General features: G+C 65.3%; 18 protein-coding genes. 13 read left to right on the top strand and 5 right to left on the bottom strand.

Translation table 11 applies throughout. The annotated features are described in order from the left end of the window. Positions 1 to 334: 334 nt before the first annotated feature. Positions 335 to 1,429 carry an ABC transporter ATP-binding protein gene (locus tag WIX41_RS01900; protein WP_339445495.1) on the top strand — a complete coding sequence of 365 codons (1,095 nt, stop codon included), beginning with the start codon at positions 335 to 337 and terminating at the stop codon, positions 1,427 to 1,429. Positions 1,430 to 1,600: 171 nt separating this feature from the next. Here WIX41_RS01900 and WIX41_RS01895 read toward each other — a convergent pair whose 3' ends face one another. Then, entirely contained in the window at positions 1,601 to 2,464 is an 864-nt protein-coding gene (locus WIX41_RS01895; RefSeq protein ID WP_339445494.1) for a YgfZ/GcvT domain-containing protein, read from the bottom strand. 39 nt (positions 2,465 to 2,503) lie between these two features. On the opposite strand from WIX41_RS01895, the gene WIX41_RS01890 reads away from it, so the two are divergent. From WIX41_RS01890 to WIX41_RS01845, 10 genes are all read left to right on the top strand, one after another. Next, the gene (locus WIX41_RS01890; RefSeq protein ID WP_214901414.1) at positions 2,504 to 2,677 is read left to right on the top strand and encodes a DUF1674 domain-containing protein; all 174 of its coding nucleotides are present in this window, start codon (positions 2,504 to 2,506) and stop codon (positions 2,675 to 2,677) included. A gap of 56 nt (positions 2,678 to 2,733) precedes the next feature. Beyond that, a complete protein-coding gene (gene sdhC / locus WIX41_RS01885) occupies positions 2,734 to 3,126 on the top strand; it encodes a succinate dehydrogenase, cytochrome b556 subunit (RefSeq protein ID WP_339445493.1) in 393 nt (130 codons plus the stop codon). Beyond that, on the top strand, positions 3,123 to 3,509 hold the full coding sequence (gene sdhD / locus WIX41_RS01880; protein WP_339445492.1) for a succinate dehydrogenase, hydrophobic membrane anchor protein: 387 nt from the start codon (positions 3,123 to 3,125) through the stop codon (positions 3,507 to 3,509). Before sdhC ends, sdhD begins: the two co-directional genes overlap by 4 nt. 31 nt (positions 3,510 to 3,540) lie before the next feature. Next, positions 3,541 to 5,331 carry a succinate dehydrogenase flavoprotein subunit gene (gene sdhA / locus WIX41_RS01875; RefSeq protein ID WP_339445491.1) on the top strand — a complete coding sequence of 597 codons (1,791 nt, stop codon included), beginning with the start codon at positions 3,541 to 3,543 and terminating at the stop codon, positions 5,329 to 5,331. Between the two features lie 65 nt (positions 5,332 to 5,396). Next, a complete protein-coding gene (locus tag WIX41_RS01870; RefSeq protein ID WP_339445490.1) occupies positions 5,397 to 6,182 on the top strand; it encodes a succinate dehydrogenase iron-sulfur subunit in 786 nt (261 codons plus the stop codon). A gap of 149 nt (positions 6,183 to 6,331) precedes the next feature. Beyond that, on the top strand, positions 6,332 to 6,580 hold the full coding sequence (locus tag WIX41_RS01865) for a succinate dehydrogenase assembly factor 2 (protein ID WP_339445489.1): 249 nt from the start codon (positions 6,332 to 6,334) through the stop codon (positions 6,578 to 6,580). Then, positions 6,531 to 6,968 (top strand): hypothetical protein, encoded by a 438-nt coding sequence (locus tag WIX41_RS01860; protein ID WP_339445488.1) that lies wholly within the window; start codon positions 6,531 to 6,533, stop codon positions 6,966 to 6,968. Before WIX41_RS01865 ends, WIX41_RS01860 begins: the two co-directional genes overlap by 50 nt. A gap of 34 nt (positions 6,969 to 7,002) precedes the next feature. Then, positions 7,003 to 8,244, top strand: coding sequence for a lipoprotein-releasing ABC transporter permease subunit (locus tag WIX41_RS01855; protein WP_339445487.1), 1,242 nt, complete (start codon positions 7,003 to 7,005; stop codon positions 8,242 to 8,244). Then, positions 8,237 to 8,950: a lipoprotein-releasing ABC transporter ATP-binding protein LolD gene (gene lolD, locus WIX41_RS01850; protein WP_339445486.1), complete on the top strand. Its 714-nt coding sequence runs from the start codon at positions 8,237 to 8,239 to the stop codon at positions 8,948 to 8,950. The genes WIX41_RS01855 and lolD overlap by 8 nt, the downstream gene beginning before the upstream one ends. Positions 8,951 to 9,036: 86 nt before the next feature. Further along, the gene (locus tag WIX41_RS01845) at positions 9,037 to 9,501 is read left to right on the top strand and encodes a DUF6491 family protein (RefSeq protein WP_339445485.1); all 465 of its coding nucleotides are present in this window, start codon (positions 9,037 to 9,039) and stop codon (positions 9,499 to 9,501) included. Positions 9,502 to 9,557: 56 nt separating this feature from the next. On the opposite strand, the gene WIX41_RS01840 is transcribed toward WIX41_RS01845, so the two are convergent. The 4 genes from WIX41_RS01840 to htpG form a co-directional block, all read right to left on the bottom strand. Further along, positions 9,558 to 9,827 carry an oxidative damage protection protein gene (locus WIX41_RS01840; RefSeq protein ID WP_339445484.1) on the bottom strand — a complete coding sequence of 90 codons (270 nt, stop codon included), beginning with the start codon at positions 9,825 to 9,827 and terminating at the stop codon, positions 9,558 to 9,560. 3 nt (positions 9,828 to 9,830) lie between these two features. After that, complete coding sequence (gene mutY / locus WIX41_RS01835) at positions 9,831 to 10,949, bottom strand: A/G-specific adenine glycosylase (RefSeq protein ID WP_339445483.1); 1,119 nt, start codon at positions 10,947 to 10,949, stop codon at positions 9,831 to 9,833. After that, a complete protein-coding gene (gene ftsY / locus WIX41_RS01830; protein ID WP_339445482.1) occupies positions 10,949 to 12,253 on the bottom strand; it encodes a signal recognition particle-docking protein FtsY in 1,305 nt (434 codons plus the stop codon). Before ftsY ends, mutY begins: the two co-directional genes overlap by 1 nt. 217 nt (positions 12,254 to 12,470) lie before the next feature. Beyond that, positions 12,471 to 14,396, bottom strand: a complete 1,926-nt coding sequence (gene htpG, locus WIX41_RS01825) for a molecular chaperone HtpG (RefSeq protein WP_339445481.1) — start codon at positions 14,394 to 14,396, stop codon at positions 12,471 to 12,473. A 347-nt stretch (positions 14,397 to 14,743) separates the two neighbouring features. Here htpG and WIX41_RS01820 point away from each other — a divergent pair, with 347 nt between their 5' ends. Together WIX41_RS01820 and rsmD are read left to right on the top strand one after the other, a co-directional pair. Then, on the top strand, positions 14,744 to 15,892 hold the full coding sequence (locus WIX41_RS01820) for a hypothetical protein (RefSeq protein WP_339445480.1): 1,149 nt from the start codon (positions 14,744 to 14,746) through the stop codon (positions 15,890 to 15,892). 56 nt (positions 15,893 to 15,948) lie between these two features. Continuing rightward, complete coding sequence (gene rsmD / locus WIX41_RS01815) at positions 15,949 to 16,554, top strand: 16S rRNA (guanine(966)-N(2))-methyltransferase RsmD (protein ID WP_409187299.1); 606 nt, start codon at positions 15,949 to 15,951, stop codon at positions 16,552 to 16,554. Positions 16,555 to 16,561: the final 7 nt, after the last annotated feature.

Raw genomic sequence — 16,561 nt, 5'->3', positions numbered from 1 at the left:
TGACATCGTTGTCAATCGCTTCTCGTCTATGTTCTCGGGGGTCCAGCTGGCCGCGGTGTCCGGTTGCTGCAGTCGCAACATGAACAGGCGCGGGCCCGCCCATCATGGGGCATGTCACGGGCTTATCGGGAGAATGTGCTTCCCTGACAGCGACGCGGTCATGACCGACCATTTGGATACTGCCATGTGAAAACGTTTACATGGCAGAATGCGCAGACTGTATTCGATTGCAGTGGTCGCCGTCATGCGGCACCACGCCATCGACCTGCCATCGGGAGGGCCGAAGGCAGTTCCGCATCAACAGCCCGGCAGCGGGCGGACTGGAATGGGTGATATGGCAAAAGTGCAGTTGCAGGGCGTGCGCAAGGTCTACGACAACGGCCAGGTGGCCGTCCAGGGGGCGACCTTCGAAGTGGCCGATGGGGAATTGATGGTCCTGGTAGGGCCGTCGGGGTGCGGCAAGTCGACCCTGCTGCGCATGGTGGCCGGCCTTGAGGAAATCAGTGATGGCACGCTGAGCATCGGCGACCGGATGGTCAACGATGTGGCGCCCAAGGACCGCGACATCGCCATGGTGTTCCAGAGCTATGCGCTGTACCCGCACATGACCGTGGCCGAGAACCTGGCGTTCGGCCTGAAGCTGCGAGGCCACGACAAGGCAACCATTGCCAAGCGGGTCAACGAGGCGGCGCAGACGCTGGGCCTGACTGAAATGCTCGACAAGCTGCCCAAGGCGATGTCCGGCGGCCAGCGCCAGCGCGTGGCGCTGGGCCGTGCGCTGGTGCGCGAACCTGCGGTGTTCCTGCTCGATGAGCCGTTGTCCAACCTCGATGCCAAGCTGCGCCACAGCGTGCGCACCGAAATCGCCCAGCTGCACCGCAAGCTGGGCACGACGATGATCTACGTGACCCATGACCAGGTCGAAGCGATGACCCTGGGCCAGCGCATCGTGGTGCTCAAGGACGGGGTGATCCAGCAGATCGACACGCCGATGGCGCTGTACGACCGCCCGGCCAACCTGTTCGTGGCAGGCTTCCTCGGCAGCCCGGCGATGAACGTGCTGCGCGGTACGCTGCAGCGCGGCGATGGCGGGGTGGTGGTGCAGGAAGCGGCGCTGCGCGCGCCGCTGGGCGAGGCGACGATCGATCCGGCCTGGATCGGGCGGACGCTGGCGGTCGGGGTTCGGCCGGAGCATCTGCAGCCGGCGGCGCCGGGCGATGCGACCGCGTTCGAGGCCACCGTCGAGGGCATCGAACCGGTCGGCAACGAGATCTTCGTCAACATGACCCATGGCGACCAGGCGCTGGTGATGCGCGTGGCGCCGCAGGCATTGCCGGCGGTGGGTGGCACGATCCGCGTGGCGATCCAGCCGCAGGGGCTGCATTTCTTTGATGCCGAATCCGGTGAGCGGTTGAACCACGACGTTTGATGCATCGTGGTGGCCGGCATCGCGCAGCCACGCAGGGCGGTTCGCGGGCTTCGTTCGGCATGGCGTTGACACGCATGGCGTGTCACTACGACCCTGGGTCGGGCGGTTTGGGGGCGAACGAACAATTTTGGTTGGGGCGTAGAGCCACGCCCTGCGTGGCTGCGCAAGGCATCAGCGGGCGAGGTCGTCCAGCAACGGTACGGCATGCGCCGGGGCGCCGTTGACGCTCAACGGGTCGGCCGCCATCTCCAGCGGCAACACCGCCAAGGCCAGGTCGCCGGCGACGCTGGCGACGGTACCGATATCGGCGCCGTTCTGCTGCACCTTGGCGCCGCTCTCGACGCCGTCGGCCACGCGCAGCAGTTGCAGCACGCGCTTGGCCTTGCCCAGGAAATGGGTGCGCGCCACGATTTCCTGGCCGGGATAACAGCCCTTCTTCACGCTGTAACCGTTCAACCGGTCCAGCCCGAGCTGCTGCGGGGTCCACTGTTCGCGCTGGTCGGCCGCCAGGCGCGGCACGCCATAGCGCAGGTCCGACTGGCGCCAGGCCAGTTCAAACGCGGAATCCGTCGCGGCCATGTCCGCAGGCACGGGTGCGATCTTCAGAGTGCGCGGCAACGCATCGCTGCCCACGTCCAGCTCCAATGCATCGCCTTCCTGCGCAATGGCAGCCCCGGAAGCCGCTTCCGGCGCGGTGAAGCTGCCGGCCACGGCCAGGTCGGTGCGCACCTCAAGCGTGACCTTGCGGCGGAACACGAACCGCTGTAACTGCGACGCAATCGCATCGGCGTCGCCGTCGGCCAGCACCAGCAGTACGTGCTCCTGATCCAGCCGCAACAGCTGAAACACAGCAAGGGTGCGGCCCTTGGCGCTCAGCCAGGTACTCCACTGCCAGTGCCGCAGGGGCAGGGCAGTGACATCGCTGGCGAACTGGGCATGCGCGAACGCCGCCGCTTCCACGCCACGCAGACTGAGCAGCGCGTGACCGGAAAGGCGCGGAAAACCACTGAAATCGAGGGGCAGGTTGTCAGGCACGTGAACGGGGTCTAAAATTTGTGCGTTGCGAGACCACCCATGATAGGCCAAACAACCCCCACTCCAGATTCCGAACCTGAAGCCCCGCTGGTACCGGAGGAGCAGCCGCTCGCCGATACGCCGGTGGTGCCTGTGGAAATCGGTGGCCGCGGCGGACTAGATCCGGTGCGGTATGGAGATTGGGAGAAAAACGGACGCTGCATCGATTTCTGATCAGCATTGAGCCAACGCGGCATTGTGCCGCCCAGCCGAGACAACGAGCCCAGCGAATGGCCGCCAGAGAACGTCCCCTTTCCCCGCACCTTCAGGTGTATCGCTGGCAGATTCAGATGGCCACCTCGATCCTGCATCGAGCGACCGGCATCTTTCTGTCTGTTGGAGCCCTGATCATCGCCGGCGGCCTGCTGGCCCTGATGATGGGTCCTGAATCCTGGAATTGCTTCACCGGCCACGCCGGCAGCTGGTATGGAAAGCTCTTCCTGTTCGCATGGACCTGGTCGTTTGCCTACCACTTCTGCAACGGCATCCGCCACATCGTGCAGGACTTCGCCATCGGCTTCAGCATTCCCGCCTTCGTGCGCAGCAGCTGGCTGTCGGTCATCGCCAGCCTGGTGATCACCGCGCTGGTCTGGGCCTATGTGTTCCTGGGAGCCGCCGCATGAACAAGTTCCGTACCCCGTTGAAGAACGTGCGTGGCCTCGGCGCGGCCAAGACCGGCACCGAGCACTTCGTGCTGCAGCGCCTGACCGCCACCGCCCTGATCCCGCTGACGCTCTGGTTCCTGGTGTTCGTGCTGAGCCTGATCAACGCCGATTACGTGACCGCCGCCGACGCGGTGTCCAAGCCGTGGAACGCGGTGCTGCTGGTCGGCTTCCTGGTCGCCATGTTCTGGCACGCCCAGATCGGTCTGCAGGTCGTGCTGGAAGACTACATCCATAATTCGTTGCTGGCCCTGGCGCTGCAGACCACGGTGAAGTTCATTGCCGTGCTGGGCGCGATCGTCAGTGTTTTTGCGGTCGCCCGCATTGCGCTCGGCGTTGCCTGAGTCCAGGCACCAAAACAGGAATCCAGAGTAGATGTCCGCTTACAAGATTACGGAACACAAGTACGACATGGTCGTGGTGGGCGCCGGCGGTGCCGGCCTGCGTGCCACGTTCGGTCTTGCCGCCAAGGGCTTGCAGACCGTCTGCCTGACCAAGGTTTTCCCGACCCGTTCGCACACCGTGGCCGCGCAGGGCGGTATTTCCGCCGCGCTGGGCAACATGGGCGAGGACGACTGGCGTTACCACTTCTACGACACCATCAAGGGCTCGGACTGGCTGGGCGACCAGGACGCCATCGAGTACATGTGCCGTGAGGCCATTCCGGCCATCATCGAGCTGGAGCACTACGGCGTGCCGTTCAGCCGTACCGAAGAGGGCAAGATCTACCAGCGCCCGTTCGGTGGCATGACCACCAAGTACGGCGAAGGCCCGGCGGCGCAGCGCACCTGTGCGGCGGCCGACCGTACCGGCCACGCCATGCTGCACACGCTGTACCAGCAGTCGCTGGCCCATAACGCGCGCTTCATGATCGAGTACTTCGCGCTCGACCTGATCTTCGACGAGGAAGGCGTCTGCCGCGGCGTGCTCGCGTTGGACATGGCCGATGGCTCGCTGCACCTGTTCCGCGCCCAGGGCGTGGTGCTGGCCACCGGCGGCTATGGTCGCGCCTACTTCAGCGCCACCTCGGCGCACACCTGCACCGGCGACGGTGGCGGCCTGGCCATGCGTGCCGGCATCGCCATGCAGGACATGGAGTTCGTGCAGTTCCACCCGACCGGCATCTACGGTGCGGGCTGCCTGATCACCGAGGGTGTCCGCGGTGAAGGCGGGATCCTGCGCAACAGCAATGGCGAGCGCTTCATGGAGCGCTATGCACCGCATTACAAGGACCTGGCCTCGCGCGACGTGGTGGCCCGTTCGATGACCATCGAGATCCGCGAAGGCCGCGGCGTCGGCGAGCACAAGGACCACATCCTGCTCGACCTGACCCACCTTGGCCCGGGCGTGATCGACGAGAAGCTGCCGGGCATCGCCGAAAGCGCCCGCATCTTCGCCGGCGTCGACGTGCATACCCAGCCGATTCCGGTCATCCCGACCGTGCACTACAACATGGGCGGCATCCCGACCAACTTCCACGGTGAAGTGGTGCGCAAGGATGGCGACAACCCCGACGCCGTGGTGCCGGGCCTGTACGCCATCGGTGAAGCGGCCTGTGTGTCGGTGCACGGCGCCAACCGCCTGGGCTCCAACTCGCTGCTGGACCTGGTGGTGTTCGGCCGTGCGGTGGCCAACCGCTGCGCCGAGACCATCAAGCCGGGCGCCGCGCACAAGCCGCTGGCCGCCGACGCCTGCGACAAGGCGCTGGGCCTGCTGGACAAGCTGCGTTACGCCAACGGCGACACCCCGACCTCGGTCATCCGCGATCGCATGCAGCGCACCATGCAGGCCGACGCGGCAGTGTTCCGTACCAGCGAAACGCTGAAGGACGGCTGCGCGAAGATGGCGCAGGTGTTCGATTCGTTCCAGGACGTGAAGGTCACCGACCGTTCGCTGGTCTGGAACTCGGACCTGATCGAAACCTACGAGCTGAACAACCTGCTGCTCAACGCGGTGGCGACGATCAACTCGGCCGAACAGCGCAAGGAAAGCCGCGGTGCGCACGCACACGAGGACTTCCCGGATCGCGACGACGTCAACTGGCACAAGCACACGCTGGTCAATGTCGATGACAACGGCAAGTGCAGCTTCGACTACCGCCCGGTGCACATGTACACGTTGACCGACGAGGTTGCCGTGGTGCCGCCGAAGCCGCGCGTGTACTGATCGCGACCCCCACCATGCAATCCGCGCCCTGAGGGCGCGGGCCGCCTGAGCCAACGAGAGCAGCCATGGCCGAGTTTTCCCTGCCAAAGAATTCCAAGATCACCAAGGGCAAGCACTTCCCCGCCGCCGCCGGCGCGAAGAACCTGCGAACCTTCAAGGTCTACCGCTGGAGTCCCGACGACGACAGCAACCCGCGTACCGATACCTATGAGATCGATCTGGACGCCTGCGGCCCGATGGTCCTGGACGCGCTGATCAAGATCAAGAACGAGATCGACCCGTCGCTGACCTTCCGTCGTTCGTGCCGCGAGGGTATCTGCGGTTCGTGCGCGATGAACATCGACGGCACCAACACGCTGGCCTGCACCCGCGCCATTGCCGACTGCGGCAAGGCCGAAGTGCCGATCTACCCGCTGCCGCACATGAGCGTGATCAAGGACCTGGTACCGGACCTGACCCACTTCTATGCACAGTACGCCTCGATCAAGCCGTGGATCCGCACCCAGACCCCGCCGCCGCCGGACCGTGAGCGCCTGCAGTCGCCGGAAGACCGCAAGAAGCTCGATGGTCTGTACGAGTGCATCCTGTGCGCGTGCTGCTCGACCAGCTGCCCGAGCTACTGGTGGAATGGCGAGCGTTACCTGGGCCCGGCGATCCTGCTGCAGGCCTACCGCTGGATCGTCGACTCGCGTGACGAAGACACCGGTGCGCGCCTGGACGACCTGGAAGACCCGTTCAAGCTGTACCGTTGCCACACCATCATGAACTGCGCCCGCACCTGCCCGAAGGGCCTGAACCCGGCATTGGCGATCGCCGAGATCAAGAAGCTGATGATGGCGCGCCGCGCCTGATCGTAGAGCCACGCCCTGCGTGGCTGCCAAGGCATGACGGCGAAGCCGCGCCCCCTTGACATAGGGGGCGCCTTTGTTTTCAGCGCGTCGCCACGCGCCCGTGTACTGCCGCGCACTCGGATGACGTGCTCTAGTCTGGAATCACCGAAATGGACGAAGCAACCCTCCTCAAGAAACTCCGCTGGCGCTGCCGCCGCGGCATGCGCGAACTGGACCAGCTGTTCGAGCGTTACCTCGACCGCCAATGGGCCACTGCACCCACCCACGAACGCGACGTTTTCCTGCGCCTGCTCGACTGCGAAGACGATAAATTGTGGCGCTGGTTCATGGGTTACGAGGTATGCCCGGATGCCGAGCTCACCGTCCTCATCGCCCGGATCCGCGCCCTGCCGGCTTGAGTGGCGCCCCTCGCGCTGGCAGGCCGCCGCGCACCTGCTGTTCGCCCTGCTGATGCCGTGGGCAGCCATCGCCAGCGCACTGCCCGCCGCCGCGCAGTGGCCGCTGGGTCTGCTGACCGGGGCAGGGGTCGCGTGGCAGGGCTGGCGTTATGTCCGCCGCGCACCGCAGGCGGTCCTGATCCCCCACGGTGACGCGCCCGCCCAGGTCGATGGCCAGCCCGTGGACGCCCTCGCACTGCATGACCGCGGCCCGCTCCTGCAGCTGAGCTGGCGCCAGCGCGGCCGCCGCCAGGCCTGCCTGTTCTGGCCCGACACCCTGCCGCCGCAACGCCGACGTGAACTGCGACTGGCGATCCGGGCCCGTCCCATTCCGCGTTCACCTCCGTGATGGCACCATAGGGTGAATTGTCCGGCGTACCTGCATGTTCAAACCCATACCAGTAGCCATCGGCCTGCGTTACCTGCGGGCCAAACGCCGCAACGGCTTCATCTCCTTCATCTCCATGGCCTCGATCCTGGGCATTGCGCTGGGCGTGACCGTACTGATCACGACACTGGCCGTGATGAGCGGTTTCCAGAAGGAGATCCGCGACCGCCTGCTGCAGATGACCGCCCATACCACCATCACCGCCGACGGCGCGCCGATGTCGGATTGGCAGCATGCGGTGGACGTGGCCCGCAAGGATCCGCGCGTGGCCGGCGCCGCCCCCTACATCGAGATCCAGGCCATGCTCAGTGGCCCGCGCGTGCAGGGTGCGATCGTGCAGGGCATCGACCCCGCGCTGGAGCCGGCGGTGTCGGTGATCAACACCAAGCTCAAGAAGGGCAGCTTCGACAGCCTCACCGAAGGCAGCTACAACCTGCTGGTCGGCCAGGAACTGGCGATCTGGCTGGGCGTGGACGTCGGCGACACCGTGCTGGTGACGCTTGCCGAAGTGCAGGGCACCCCGGTCGGCGCCATGCCACGGCTGAAGCGCTTCACCGTGAGCGGCATCTTCGAGGCCGGCTACAACGAAATCGACCGCGGCGTGGCCTACGCCAACATGGCCGACCTGGAGCGCGTGCTGCGCATGGACGGGGTCACCGGCGTGCGCCTGAAGCTGCATGACATGGACAAGGCGCTGGAGGTGGGCATCGACCTTGCCCGCGGCCTCAGCGGCGGCTACCGGGTCAGCGACTGGACCCAGCAGAACGCCAACCTGTACCACTCGCTGCGCATGGAAAAAGTGGTGATGGGCATCCTGCTCTCGCTGATCATCGCCATGGGCGCGTTCAACCTGGTGTCTTCGCAGGTGATGCTGGTCACCGACAAGCAGGCCGACATCGCCATCCTGCGCACCCTGGGCCTGACCCCGGGCGGAGTGATGCAGGTGTTCATGGTGCAGGGCTCGCTGATCGGCATTTTCGGCACCGTGCTCGGCGTGGTTGGCGGCATCACCCTGACCTTGAACCTGGAGCGCATCCTTGGCGCGATCGAGACGCTGTTCAACGTCAAGCTGATGCCCGAAGACGTGTACTACATCACCGGCCTGCCGACCGACATGCAGACCCCGGACATCGTCATCATCACCGTCATCGCGCTGGTCATGAGTTTCCTGGCCACCCTGTACCCCGCGTGGCGCGCTGCCCGCACCCAGCCGGCGGAGGCCCTGCGCTATGAATGAGCCGATCAACCGCGGCGACGAAGTGATCCGCGCGCAGGGACTGGCCAAGACCTACGCCGAAGGCCGCATGCAGACCCCGGTGTTCAACGGCCTGGACCTGAGCGTGACCGCTGGCGAGACGGTGGCCATCATCGGTGCTTCCGGCGCCGGCAAAAGCACCTTGCTGCACCTGCTGGGCGGGCTGGATACGCCGACCGCCGGCGAGGTGTTCGTGGCCGGCAACCAGATGTCCTCCCTGTCCGATGGCCAGCGCGGCCGACTGCGCAACCGTGCGCTGGGCTTCGTGTACCAGTTCCACCACCTGTTGCCCGAATTCACCGCGCTGGAAAACGTGATGATGCCGGTGCTGCTCGGCGGTGAGGAGGTCGTCGACGCCAGGGCCCGCGCACAGGCGCTGCTGGAATCGGTTGGCCTGGGCCACCGCCTGGAGCACAAGCCGGGCGAGCTGTCCGGTGGCGAGCGCCAGCGTGCCGCCGTGGCCCGCGCGCTGGTCAACCGCCCGGCCTGCGTGCTGGGTGACGAACCGACCGGCAACCTGGACGACAAGACCGCCGCGACCGTGTTCGAGCTGATGCTGGAGCTCAACCGCGCCCACCACACCAGCCTGGTGCTGGTGACCCACGACCGCAGCCTGGCGCGCAAGCTGGACCGCGTACTGGAACTGCGCGAAGGCCGGCTGCACGCTCTGGCGCACGCCGAGGTCTGAGCTGGCAGCTGAACAGCCGCCAGCCCGTCCCTGCGGGCCGGCGACAGCGGGTGCATGATCGCCTTGTCCATCACCGCGGAGGTGCCATGAAGACGCTTATCGCCATCGTTGCAATGGGCTTGATGTTGGCCGGCTGCGCCACCGGCCGCCTGACCAGCGCCGAACGCCTGGAGCTGTACCGCGCTCATGCGGGCCCGCCGCAGCCCTCGATGAGGTACTTCGGCTCGCTCAATGGTTGGACCGAACTGGGCGACAGCGCGCTGGCGGTGTGGACCCGCCCCAGCGAGGCCTACCTGATCGAACTTCGCGGCCCGTGCTACGGGCTCAGCTATGCCACCGCGATCGGGCTGACCAGCCAGACGGGCCAGGTGTCATCGCGCTTCGATCGGGTGCTGGTGCGTGACCCTAACAGCGGCCCGACCGTACCGTGTTTCATCGGCACGATCCGCAAGCTCGACGTCAAGGCGCTGCGCGCCTCGGAGCAGGAAATGCGCCAGGCGCAGGTGCAGGAGCGCGAAGCGGACCAGGCCCCGCCCCCGCCCGAAAACTAGGGGCGGCGGGCACGATGTTGTGCCGGACACCGCCATGCATCCGCGGGCCATCCGGCCTACGCCTCCGGCACGAACCCGGCCGGCTTCTCCGCCCCACCGCTGAACAGGTACTTGACCAGCTCTTCCTCCAGGAACGCACGATGCTTCGGGTCGCGCGGCGACAGCCGGTTCTCGTTGATCAGCATCGTCTGGTGGGCCAGCCACGCGGCCCAGGCGGTTTTGCCGATGCCGTTGAAAATGCGCTGACCGAGCTCGCCGGGATAGGGCACGAAATCCAGCCCTTCGGTGTCGCGTTGTTCGTACTGGCAGAAAACGGTGCGGGGCATGGGCTACTCGATGTTCTTCAAAGTCGTTGCAGCGCGTAGTTTACGGCGTGCGGCGGGGGCGGGCGGGACACCGCCATTTTCCAGCAGTTTGCGGATCGGCGCGGGCAGGCCCAATGTTGGCAGCTCCTGCATCGCGACCCAGCGCAGGCCACGCTCCTCGCCGCGCAGGCCATCGACCCGCCGCGACAGGACCTGCAGATGCAGCCGGTAATGGCTGAAGGTGTGCTGCAGCACCGGCAGCTCCTCGGCATCCTCCAGCGAGCCGAGCACATGCGCGTCGAACCAGTCCTGCAGCGCGGTGCCGCTGTCGGCCTGCGGCAGCGTCCACAGTTGCGCCCAGATGCCGGTGTCCGGCCGCTTCTGCAGCAGCACCCGGCCCTGGCCATCGCGCAGCAGCAGGGCCACCGCCTCGCGCTCGGGCAGGACCTTGCCTGGTTTCGGGGTAGGCAGCTGATCGCTGCGGCCTTCGCGGCGCGCCACGCAATCGCCCTGCAGCGGGCAGATCACGCAGGCCGGCCGGCTGCGGGTGCAGACCGTGGCGCCCAGGTCCATCTGTGCCTGCGTGTAATCGGCCAGGCGGCCGGCAGGGACATGCTCTACGTGCAGCTGCGCCAGCGCCCACAGCACTTTCTCCACCGCCGGCAGACCGGGGAATCCATCGATGCCGTGATAGCGGGTGAGCACGCGCTTGACGTTGCCATCGAGGATCGCAAAGCGGTCGTTCCAGGCCTGGCTGAGGATCGCGCCGGCGGTGCTGCGGCCGATCCCCGGCAGTGCATGCAGTGCATCGACATCGCGCGGCAGGTCGCCACCATGCTGTTCCACGCAGCGCTGTGCGGCGGCATGCAGGTTGCGTGCACGGGCGTAGTAGCCCAGGCCCGCCCATTGCGCCATCACCGCGTCGTTGCTGGCGGCAGCGAGGTCGGGCAGGGTGGGGAACACGGTCAGGAACTTCAGGAAGTACGGAATGACCGTGGCGACCTGGGTCTGCTGCAGCATGATCTCCGACAGCCACACCCGGTACGGCGTGCGCGGATGCTGCCAGGGCAGGTCATGCCGGCCATGGCCGTCGAACCATGGCAACAGCCGACCGACGAAGGCATCGTCGTTGGCGGGCGACATCAGCCGCCCAGCGCTTCCGGCAGCAGCGCATCCACAAACGCCTCCGGGTCGAATACGCGCAGGTCTTCCGGGCGCTCGCCGATGCCGGCGAAACGGATCGGAATGCCGAATTCGCGCGCCAGCGCGAACACCACGCCGCCCTTGGCGGTGCCATCCAGCTTGGTCACCACCAGGCCGGTCACGTTGACCGCGGCATGGAACTGGCGAAGCTGCGAGAGCGCGTTCTGGCCGGTGGTGCCATCGATGACCATCAGCACCTCATGCGGCGCGCTTTCATCGATCTTGCCCAGCACGCGGCGGATCTTGCCCAGCTCGTTCATCAGCCCGCCCTGGGTATGCAGGCGGCCGGCGGTATCGGCGATCAGCACCTCGGTGCCGCGTGCCTTGCCGGCCTGCAGCGCATCGAAGGCCACCGACGCGGCATCGGCGTTCTGGCCCTGCGCGACCACGGCTACGCCATTGCGCTCGCCCCAGGCCTGCAGCTGCGCCACGGCAGCGGCGCGGAAGGTATCGCCGGCGGCCAGCATCAGGCTGTGGCCGTCATCCTTGAAACGCTTGGCCAGTTTGCCGATGGTGGTGGTCTTGCCGACGCCGTTGACGCCGACGGTGAGGATCACGAAAGGTTTGGCGCTGCGGTCGATCACCAGCGGCCGGGAGACCGGCTGCAGGATGGCGATCAGGTCGGCGCGAAGGGCCTTGAGCAGCGCATTGGCATCGACGAATTCGCGCGCCTTCATGCGCTTGCGCAGGCCTTCCACCAGCGCGGTGGTGGCGCCCACGCCGACGTCGGCGGTGATCAGCGCGGTTTCCAGCTCATCCAGCAGGTCGTCGTCGAGCTTGGGGTTGCGCGAGAACAGACCGCCGAAACTGCGCGCGATGACGCTGTTGCGCAGACGGTCACGCCAGCCGGTCTTGCCGGGCGCGGCGGGGGCCGCTTCATCGAAGGCGGTCGGGGCGGCCAGCGGCTGCACCGCTTCCTGCACGATATCGGTGGCGACCACGACCGGGGCGGGCGGATAGAGCGGGGTGGGTGCCGCCTGCACGGCTTCGATGCGGGGTGCATCGACCTGGGCCGCTGGCGTGCTCACGGGAGCGGCCGCGTCGACGCCGGGCGTCGTCACCGGTGCTGCCATGGGGGTGGGCTCGGCGGCGGGCGCGGCGGGCGCTGCAGCCGGTACGACCGGCTCGGCCTCAGTGGCGGCGGACGGGAACGCGGCGGCCAGCTCTTCAGCCGAGTAGTGCTGGGTCTTGGGCGCGTCCTGCGGAGCGTCCTGGGGCTTTTTGCGACGGAAGAAGCTGAGCATTGGATTCGGCGCTGAAATCAGGGGGCTATGTTATCACCCGGGCCTGTGCGGCCCGCGTGCATTGGCGGGTCGGGTCGCGCGATCCAACACCGCCTGGGCCGGCCAACGGCCGGCGCTACCGGAGCCGTGGTCGGTTGATCCCGATCCCAATGGGCCCGTAACGGTTCGTAGCGCCGGCCGTTGGCCGGCCCAAGCGGTGCTGAAGACCAGGCTGCGTTTACGCCGACAACTCCAGCAACAGCTTGTTGAGCCGGCGCACGTATGCGGCCGGGTCCTTCAGCGTGTCGCCAGCCGCCAGTGCCGCCTGGTCGAACAGCACGCGGCTGAGATCGCCGAAACGGCTGGCATCGGCTTCCTGGTCCAGCTTGCCGATCAGCGGGTGGGCCGGGTTGAACTCGAACACCGGCTTGCTGTCGGGCACCTTCTGCCCGCTCGCTTCCAGGATCTGGCGCATCTGCAGGCCCAGGTCCTGTTCGCCGATGGCCAGGATGGCCGGCGAATCGGTCAGGCGGTGCGACACGCGCACATCGGCCACGTCCTCGCCCAGCGCGCCCTTGATCCGCTCGACCAGGCCCTGCTTGTCCTTGGCGGCCGCTTCCTGCGCCTGCTTGTCTTCGGCCGTTTCCAGCGCGCCCAGGTCGAGGTCGCCACGCGCCACATCCACGAACGACTTGCCGTCGAACCCGGTCAGGTAGCCCATCAGCCACTCGTCGATGCGGTCGGTGAGCAGCAGCACTTCGATGCCCTTCTTGCGGAACACTTCCAGGTGCGGGCTGTCCTTGACCTGGGTGTGGCTGTCGCCGGTCAGGAAGTAGATCTTGTCCTGGCCTTCGATCATGCGGCCGATGTAATCGGCCAGCGAAACGCTCTGCTCGCCGCTGGCGTCATGGGTGGAGGCGAAGCGCAGCAGGCCGGCGATCTTCTCGCGGTTGTTGAAGTCTTCGGCGGGACCTTCCTTCAGCACCTGGCCGAACTGCTTCCAGAACCCGGCGTACACCTCCGGTTTGTCGGCAGCCAGCTTCTCCAGCATGTCAAGCGAGCGCTTGGTCAGCGCCGACTTCATCGAATCGATGACCGGGCCGGACTGCAGGATTTCGCGCGAGACATTCAGCGACAGGTCGTTGGAATCGATCACGCCCTTGATGAAGCGCAGGTACAGCGGCAGGAACTGCTCGGCCTGGTCCATCACGAACACGCGCTGCACGTACAGCTTCAGGCCCTTGGGCGCGTCGCGGTGGTACAGATCGAACGGCGCGTGGCCGGGCACATACAGCAGCGAGGTGTACTCGAGCTTGCCTTCGACCTTGTTGTGGCTCCACGCCAGCGGGTCCTGGTGGTCGTGCGCGGTGTGCTTGTAGAACTCCTGGTACTCGGCGTCGCTGATCTCGGTGCGCGGGCGGGTCCACAGCGCGCTGGCGCGGTTGACGGTTTCCCACTCGACCTCGGCCGGCGCGTCTTCGCCGTGGTGTTCCTTGACCATCTGGATCGGCAGGCCGATGTGGTCCGAATACTTCTTGATGATGCCGCGCAGGCGCCAGGCATCGGCGAAGTCCTGCTGGTCGTCCTTGAGGTGCAGCACGATGCGGGTGCCGCGCTCGGGCTTGTCGATGGTCTCCACGTCGAACTCGCCTTCGCCACGCGAGGACCAGTGCACGCCTTCGCTGGCCGGCAGGCCGGCGCGGCGCGAGTACACGTCGACCTGGTCAGCCACGATGAACGCGCTGTAGAAGCCGACGCCGAACTGGCCGATCAGCTGCGAGTCCTTCTTCTGGTCGCCGGACAGCTGGCGCAGGAAGTCGCCGGTGCCGGACTTGGCGATGGTGCCCAGGTGGGCGATGGCCTCGTCGCGGCTCATGCCGATGCCGTTGTCGTCGATGGTCAGGGTGTGCGCCTGCGGGTCGACGCTGACCTGGATGCGCAGTTCACCGCTGCCCGGTAGAGCCGGGCTCTGCCCGGCTGCCTCCAGCAGGCCCGGCTGGGTCAGCGCCTCAAAGCGCAGCTTGTCCGAAGCATCGGCGGCGTTGGAGATGAGCTCGCGAAGGAAGATTTCCTTGTTGGAATACAGCGAGTGGATCATCAGCTGCAGCAGTTGCTTGACTTCGGTCTGGAAGCCCAGGGTTTCTTTGTGGGTCTGCTCGGTCATGGGGCGATGCTCCTTGAGGTCGATGGCGCGCGGTGCGCGGCGGCTGGCTCAAGGGGTAGGGGCGGAGGAGGGCCAAATCAAGGGGCAAATACCCAATCTTCAGTAACATTGCGGTTCGGTGCTATGGGGCCCTGTAACTGCCAAGCGATGTCCGCCGTTCTTAGGAGCGTCTGCTCCCGCGGTTCTGTTGCCCTCTTTTCTCAGAACGGAGGGGTCGCCCCAGCTGTTTTAAGTGGTAGATTGCAGGCTGGCCGAACTGCGACATCGCGTGCTGGACGGGGGTCTTGTTTTCATAGCGTCGGCTCAGCGTCAGCGTTCTTAATTTTGGTCGCTCTACATAAAGAGGAATGGCAATGCATCTCGGTCGGTTTCATGCGGTCGTCTATGATCTTAAGAATCATTTTGAAGATGCTGATCTGACTGGTGCGTTGGATGAGGCGGTCTCTAGTATGACCAGCTATGCCAGCTCTCGTGATGAGTCCGATCTTCAGCGATTTAAGGTGGCTATCCAGCGTGCGGAAAAGAGCTCTTCGATTATCGATAAAGATCTTTTGCAGCCATTCTCACAGCAGGTTATTCGAGAGCTTAATCTAGAGCACCTTGTCAATCCTGCCTTTTCTGCAGCTCTTTCGGAGGTGGTCAGGTCGGCAAACTTTGACCCGCATGGGCTGGCGTCTGATTTAAAGAAATTTTCAGAAGTGCTGGTACGTAAGCTGGAGTTGATCGAGCAGTTGGAGCGATCAATGGACAAGCTTGGGGTGGAGTTTGAGCGCGTGTCCGAAGGCGAGTCCGAGCTTGGATTCTTGATTCCTAGGTTGGTCGTAGGAACGAAGCTCGGCGAGCTTAGTAAGGAGTTCGATAGCATCAATAAGCTCGCCAAGGCAATCGCCGAGCTGAGTGGAGATTCGGATGAATACGAGCCCGATGTAAGGACAATTGCTTCATCTTGGTGGCAAGTATTTCTCAACTTGACGCCTGAGCAGATTGGGATCTGGGTGCTTGCTATTGAGCGGATAATTAACCTATTCAAGACAAATCTCGAAATCAAGAATCTCTCGAATCAACTTCAAGAGAAGAAGCTTCCGGACAAGATTACAAAGCTCATAGAAGATGAGGTTGAGAAAAGGGTAAAGACTGAAATTGGAAAGATCGCTTCGGACGTAAGAAAGAAGCATGGGAAGAATATTGATGCTGCGCGCGGCAACGAACTGGAGACTCAGCTGAGGCAGGGTTTGTCGCATTTGGCTAAGCGCCTAAATCAGGGTATGCAGGTTGAAATCAATATTTCTGTCCCAAAGGAGCCTGACGCTCCAGCTCAGAAGGCTGATGGAGAAATAGATCAGGCAATTGTTAAGGAAATCGAGGCGAAGAAGGCGGAAATTGCTAAGCTTACGGAGCTCCGTGATCGTGCTCGCGCTATTTCTGTCGAGACCGAGCACGTGGGCGAGGACGCCCCGCTTCTGATCGAATCAGAAGATGCTCCGCCAGACACCTGACGGCGCGGCTGGGCTTGTTTGGGAGCTTGATTAGATGAATGTTGGAGAGGCTCTACATGAGACCTAGCGAAACTCATACGGGCTCGGTAGGCCAGGTCCGAATCATTGGCGGAAAATGGCGCAATACCAGGCTGCCGGTGCCGCTGGCGCCCGGCCTGCGGCCCAGCAGCGACCGGGTCCGGGAGACGCTGTTCAACTGGCTGATGCCGCGCCTGGGCGGGGCCCGGGTGCTGGACCTGTTCGCCGGCAGCGGCGCGCTTGGCTTTGAGGCGGTGTCGCGCGGCGCGGCGCAGGCCACGCTGGTCGAGCGCGATGCCGCGCTGGCCTGCCAACTGCGCGAATCGGTGGCCAAGCTGGGCGCCCAGGACCAGATCGAGGTGGTCCAGGCCGATGCGCTGCACTGGCTGGCCCAGCGCCCGGCGGGGCTGGCCGACATCGCCTTCATCGACCCGCCGTTCGCCGATGGCCTGTGGGAGGCGGTGCTGGCCGGGCTGAACCCGCACCTGGCGGCCAATGCCTGGCTGTACCTGGAGTCGCCGGCCGGACAGGCCCTGCGCCTGCCGCCGGGCTGGCTGCTGCACCGGGAGGGCGGCACCCGCGAGGTCCGCTTTGCCCTGTACAGGCGCGCCGCTGCTACACTTTCACCAGATCAGCACGCGTAGCTCCCGC

Source organism: Stenotrophomonas sp. AB1(2024) (assembly GCF_037482345.1).
In the GTDB taxonomy this organism is placed as follows: domain Bacteria; phylum Pseudomonadota; class Gammaproteobacteria; order Xanthomonadales; family Xanthomonadaceae; genus Stenotrophomonas.
Note: the sequence above shows the minus strand (reverse complement) of the source record. Positions and strands in the feature narration are given on the sequence as shown.

What these genes read in the sequence shown, in the direction of transcription:
- WIX41_RS01900 (WP_339445495.1), top strand. Translation starts at nt 335, where the DNA reads ATGGCAAAAGTGCAGTTGCAGGGCGTGCGCAAGGTCTACGACAACGGC.
- WIX41_RS01890 (WP_214901414.1), top strand. Translation starts at nt 2,504, where the DNA reads ATGATAGGCCAAACAACCCCCACTCCAGATTCCGAACCTGAAGCCCCG.
- sdhC (WP_339445493.1), top strand. Translation starts at nt 2,734, where the DNA reads ATGGCCGCCAGAGAACGTCCCCTTTCCCCGCACCTTCAGGTGTATCGC.
- sdhD (WP_339445492.1), top strand. Translation starts at nt 3,123, where the DNA reads ATGAACAAGTTCCGTACCCCGTTGAAGAACGTGCGTGGCCTCGGCGCG.
- sdhA (WP_339445491.1), top strand. Translation starts at nt 3,541, where the DNA reads ATGTCCGCTTACAAGATTACGGAACACAAGTACGACATGGTCGTGGTG.
- WIX41_RS01870 (WP_339445490.1), top strand. Translation starts at nt 5,397, where the DNA reads ATGGCCGAGTTTTCCCTGCCAAAGAATTCCAAGATCACCAAGGGCAAG.
- WIX41_RS01865 (WP_339445489.1), top strand. Translation starts at nt 6,332, where the DNA reads ATGGACGAAGCAACCCTCCTCAAGAAACTCCGCTGGCGCTGCCGCCGC.
- WIX41_RS01860 (WP_339445488.1), top strand. Translation starts at nt 6,531, where the DNA reads ATGCCGAGCTCACCGTCCTCATCGCCCGGATCCGCGCCCTGCCGGCTT.
- WIX41_RS01855 (WP_339445487.1), top strand. Translation starts at nt 7,003, where the DNA reads ATGTTCAAACCCATACCAGTAGCCATCGGCCTGCGTTACCTGCGGGCC.
- lolD (WP_339445486.1), top strand. Translation starts at nt 8,237, where the DNA reads ATGAATGAGCCGATCAACCGCGGCGACGAAGTGATCCGCGCGCAGGGA.
- WIX41_RS01845 (WP_339445485.1), top strand. Translation starts at nt 9,037, where the DNA reads ATGAAGACGCTTATCGCCATCGTTGCAATGGGCTTGATGTTGGCCGGC.
- WIX41_RS01840 (WP_339445484.1), bottom strand. Translation starts at nt 9,827, where the DNA reads ATGCCCCGCACCGTTTTCTGCCAGTACGAACAACGCGACACCGAAGGG.
- mutY (WP_339445483.1), bottom strand. Translation starts at nt 10,949, where the DNA reads ATGTCGCCCGCCAACGACGATGCCTTCGTCGGTCGGCTGTTGCCATGG.
- ftsY (WP_339445482.1), bottom strand. Translation starts at nt 12,253, where the DNA reads ATGCTCAGCTTCTTCCGTCGCAAAAAGCCCCAGGACGCTCCGCAGGAC.
- htpG (WP_339445481.1), bottom strand. Translation starts at nt 14,396, where the DNA reads ATGACCGAGCAGACCCACAAAGAAACCCTGGGCTTCCAGACCGAAGTC.
- WIX41_RS01820 (WP_339445480.1), top strand. Translation starts at nt 14,744, where the DNA reads ATGGCAATGCATCTCGGTCGGTTTCATGCGGTCGTCTATGATCTTAAG.
- rsmD (WP_409187299.1), top strand. Translation starts at nt 15,949, where the DNA reads ATGAGACCTAGCGAAACTCATACGGGCTCGGTAGGCCAGGTCCGAATC.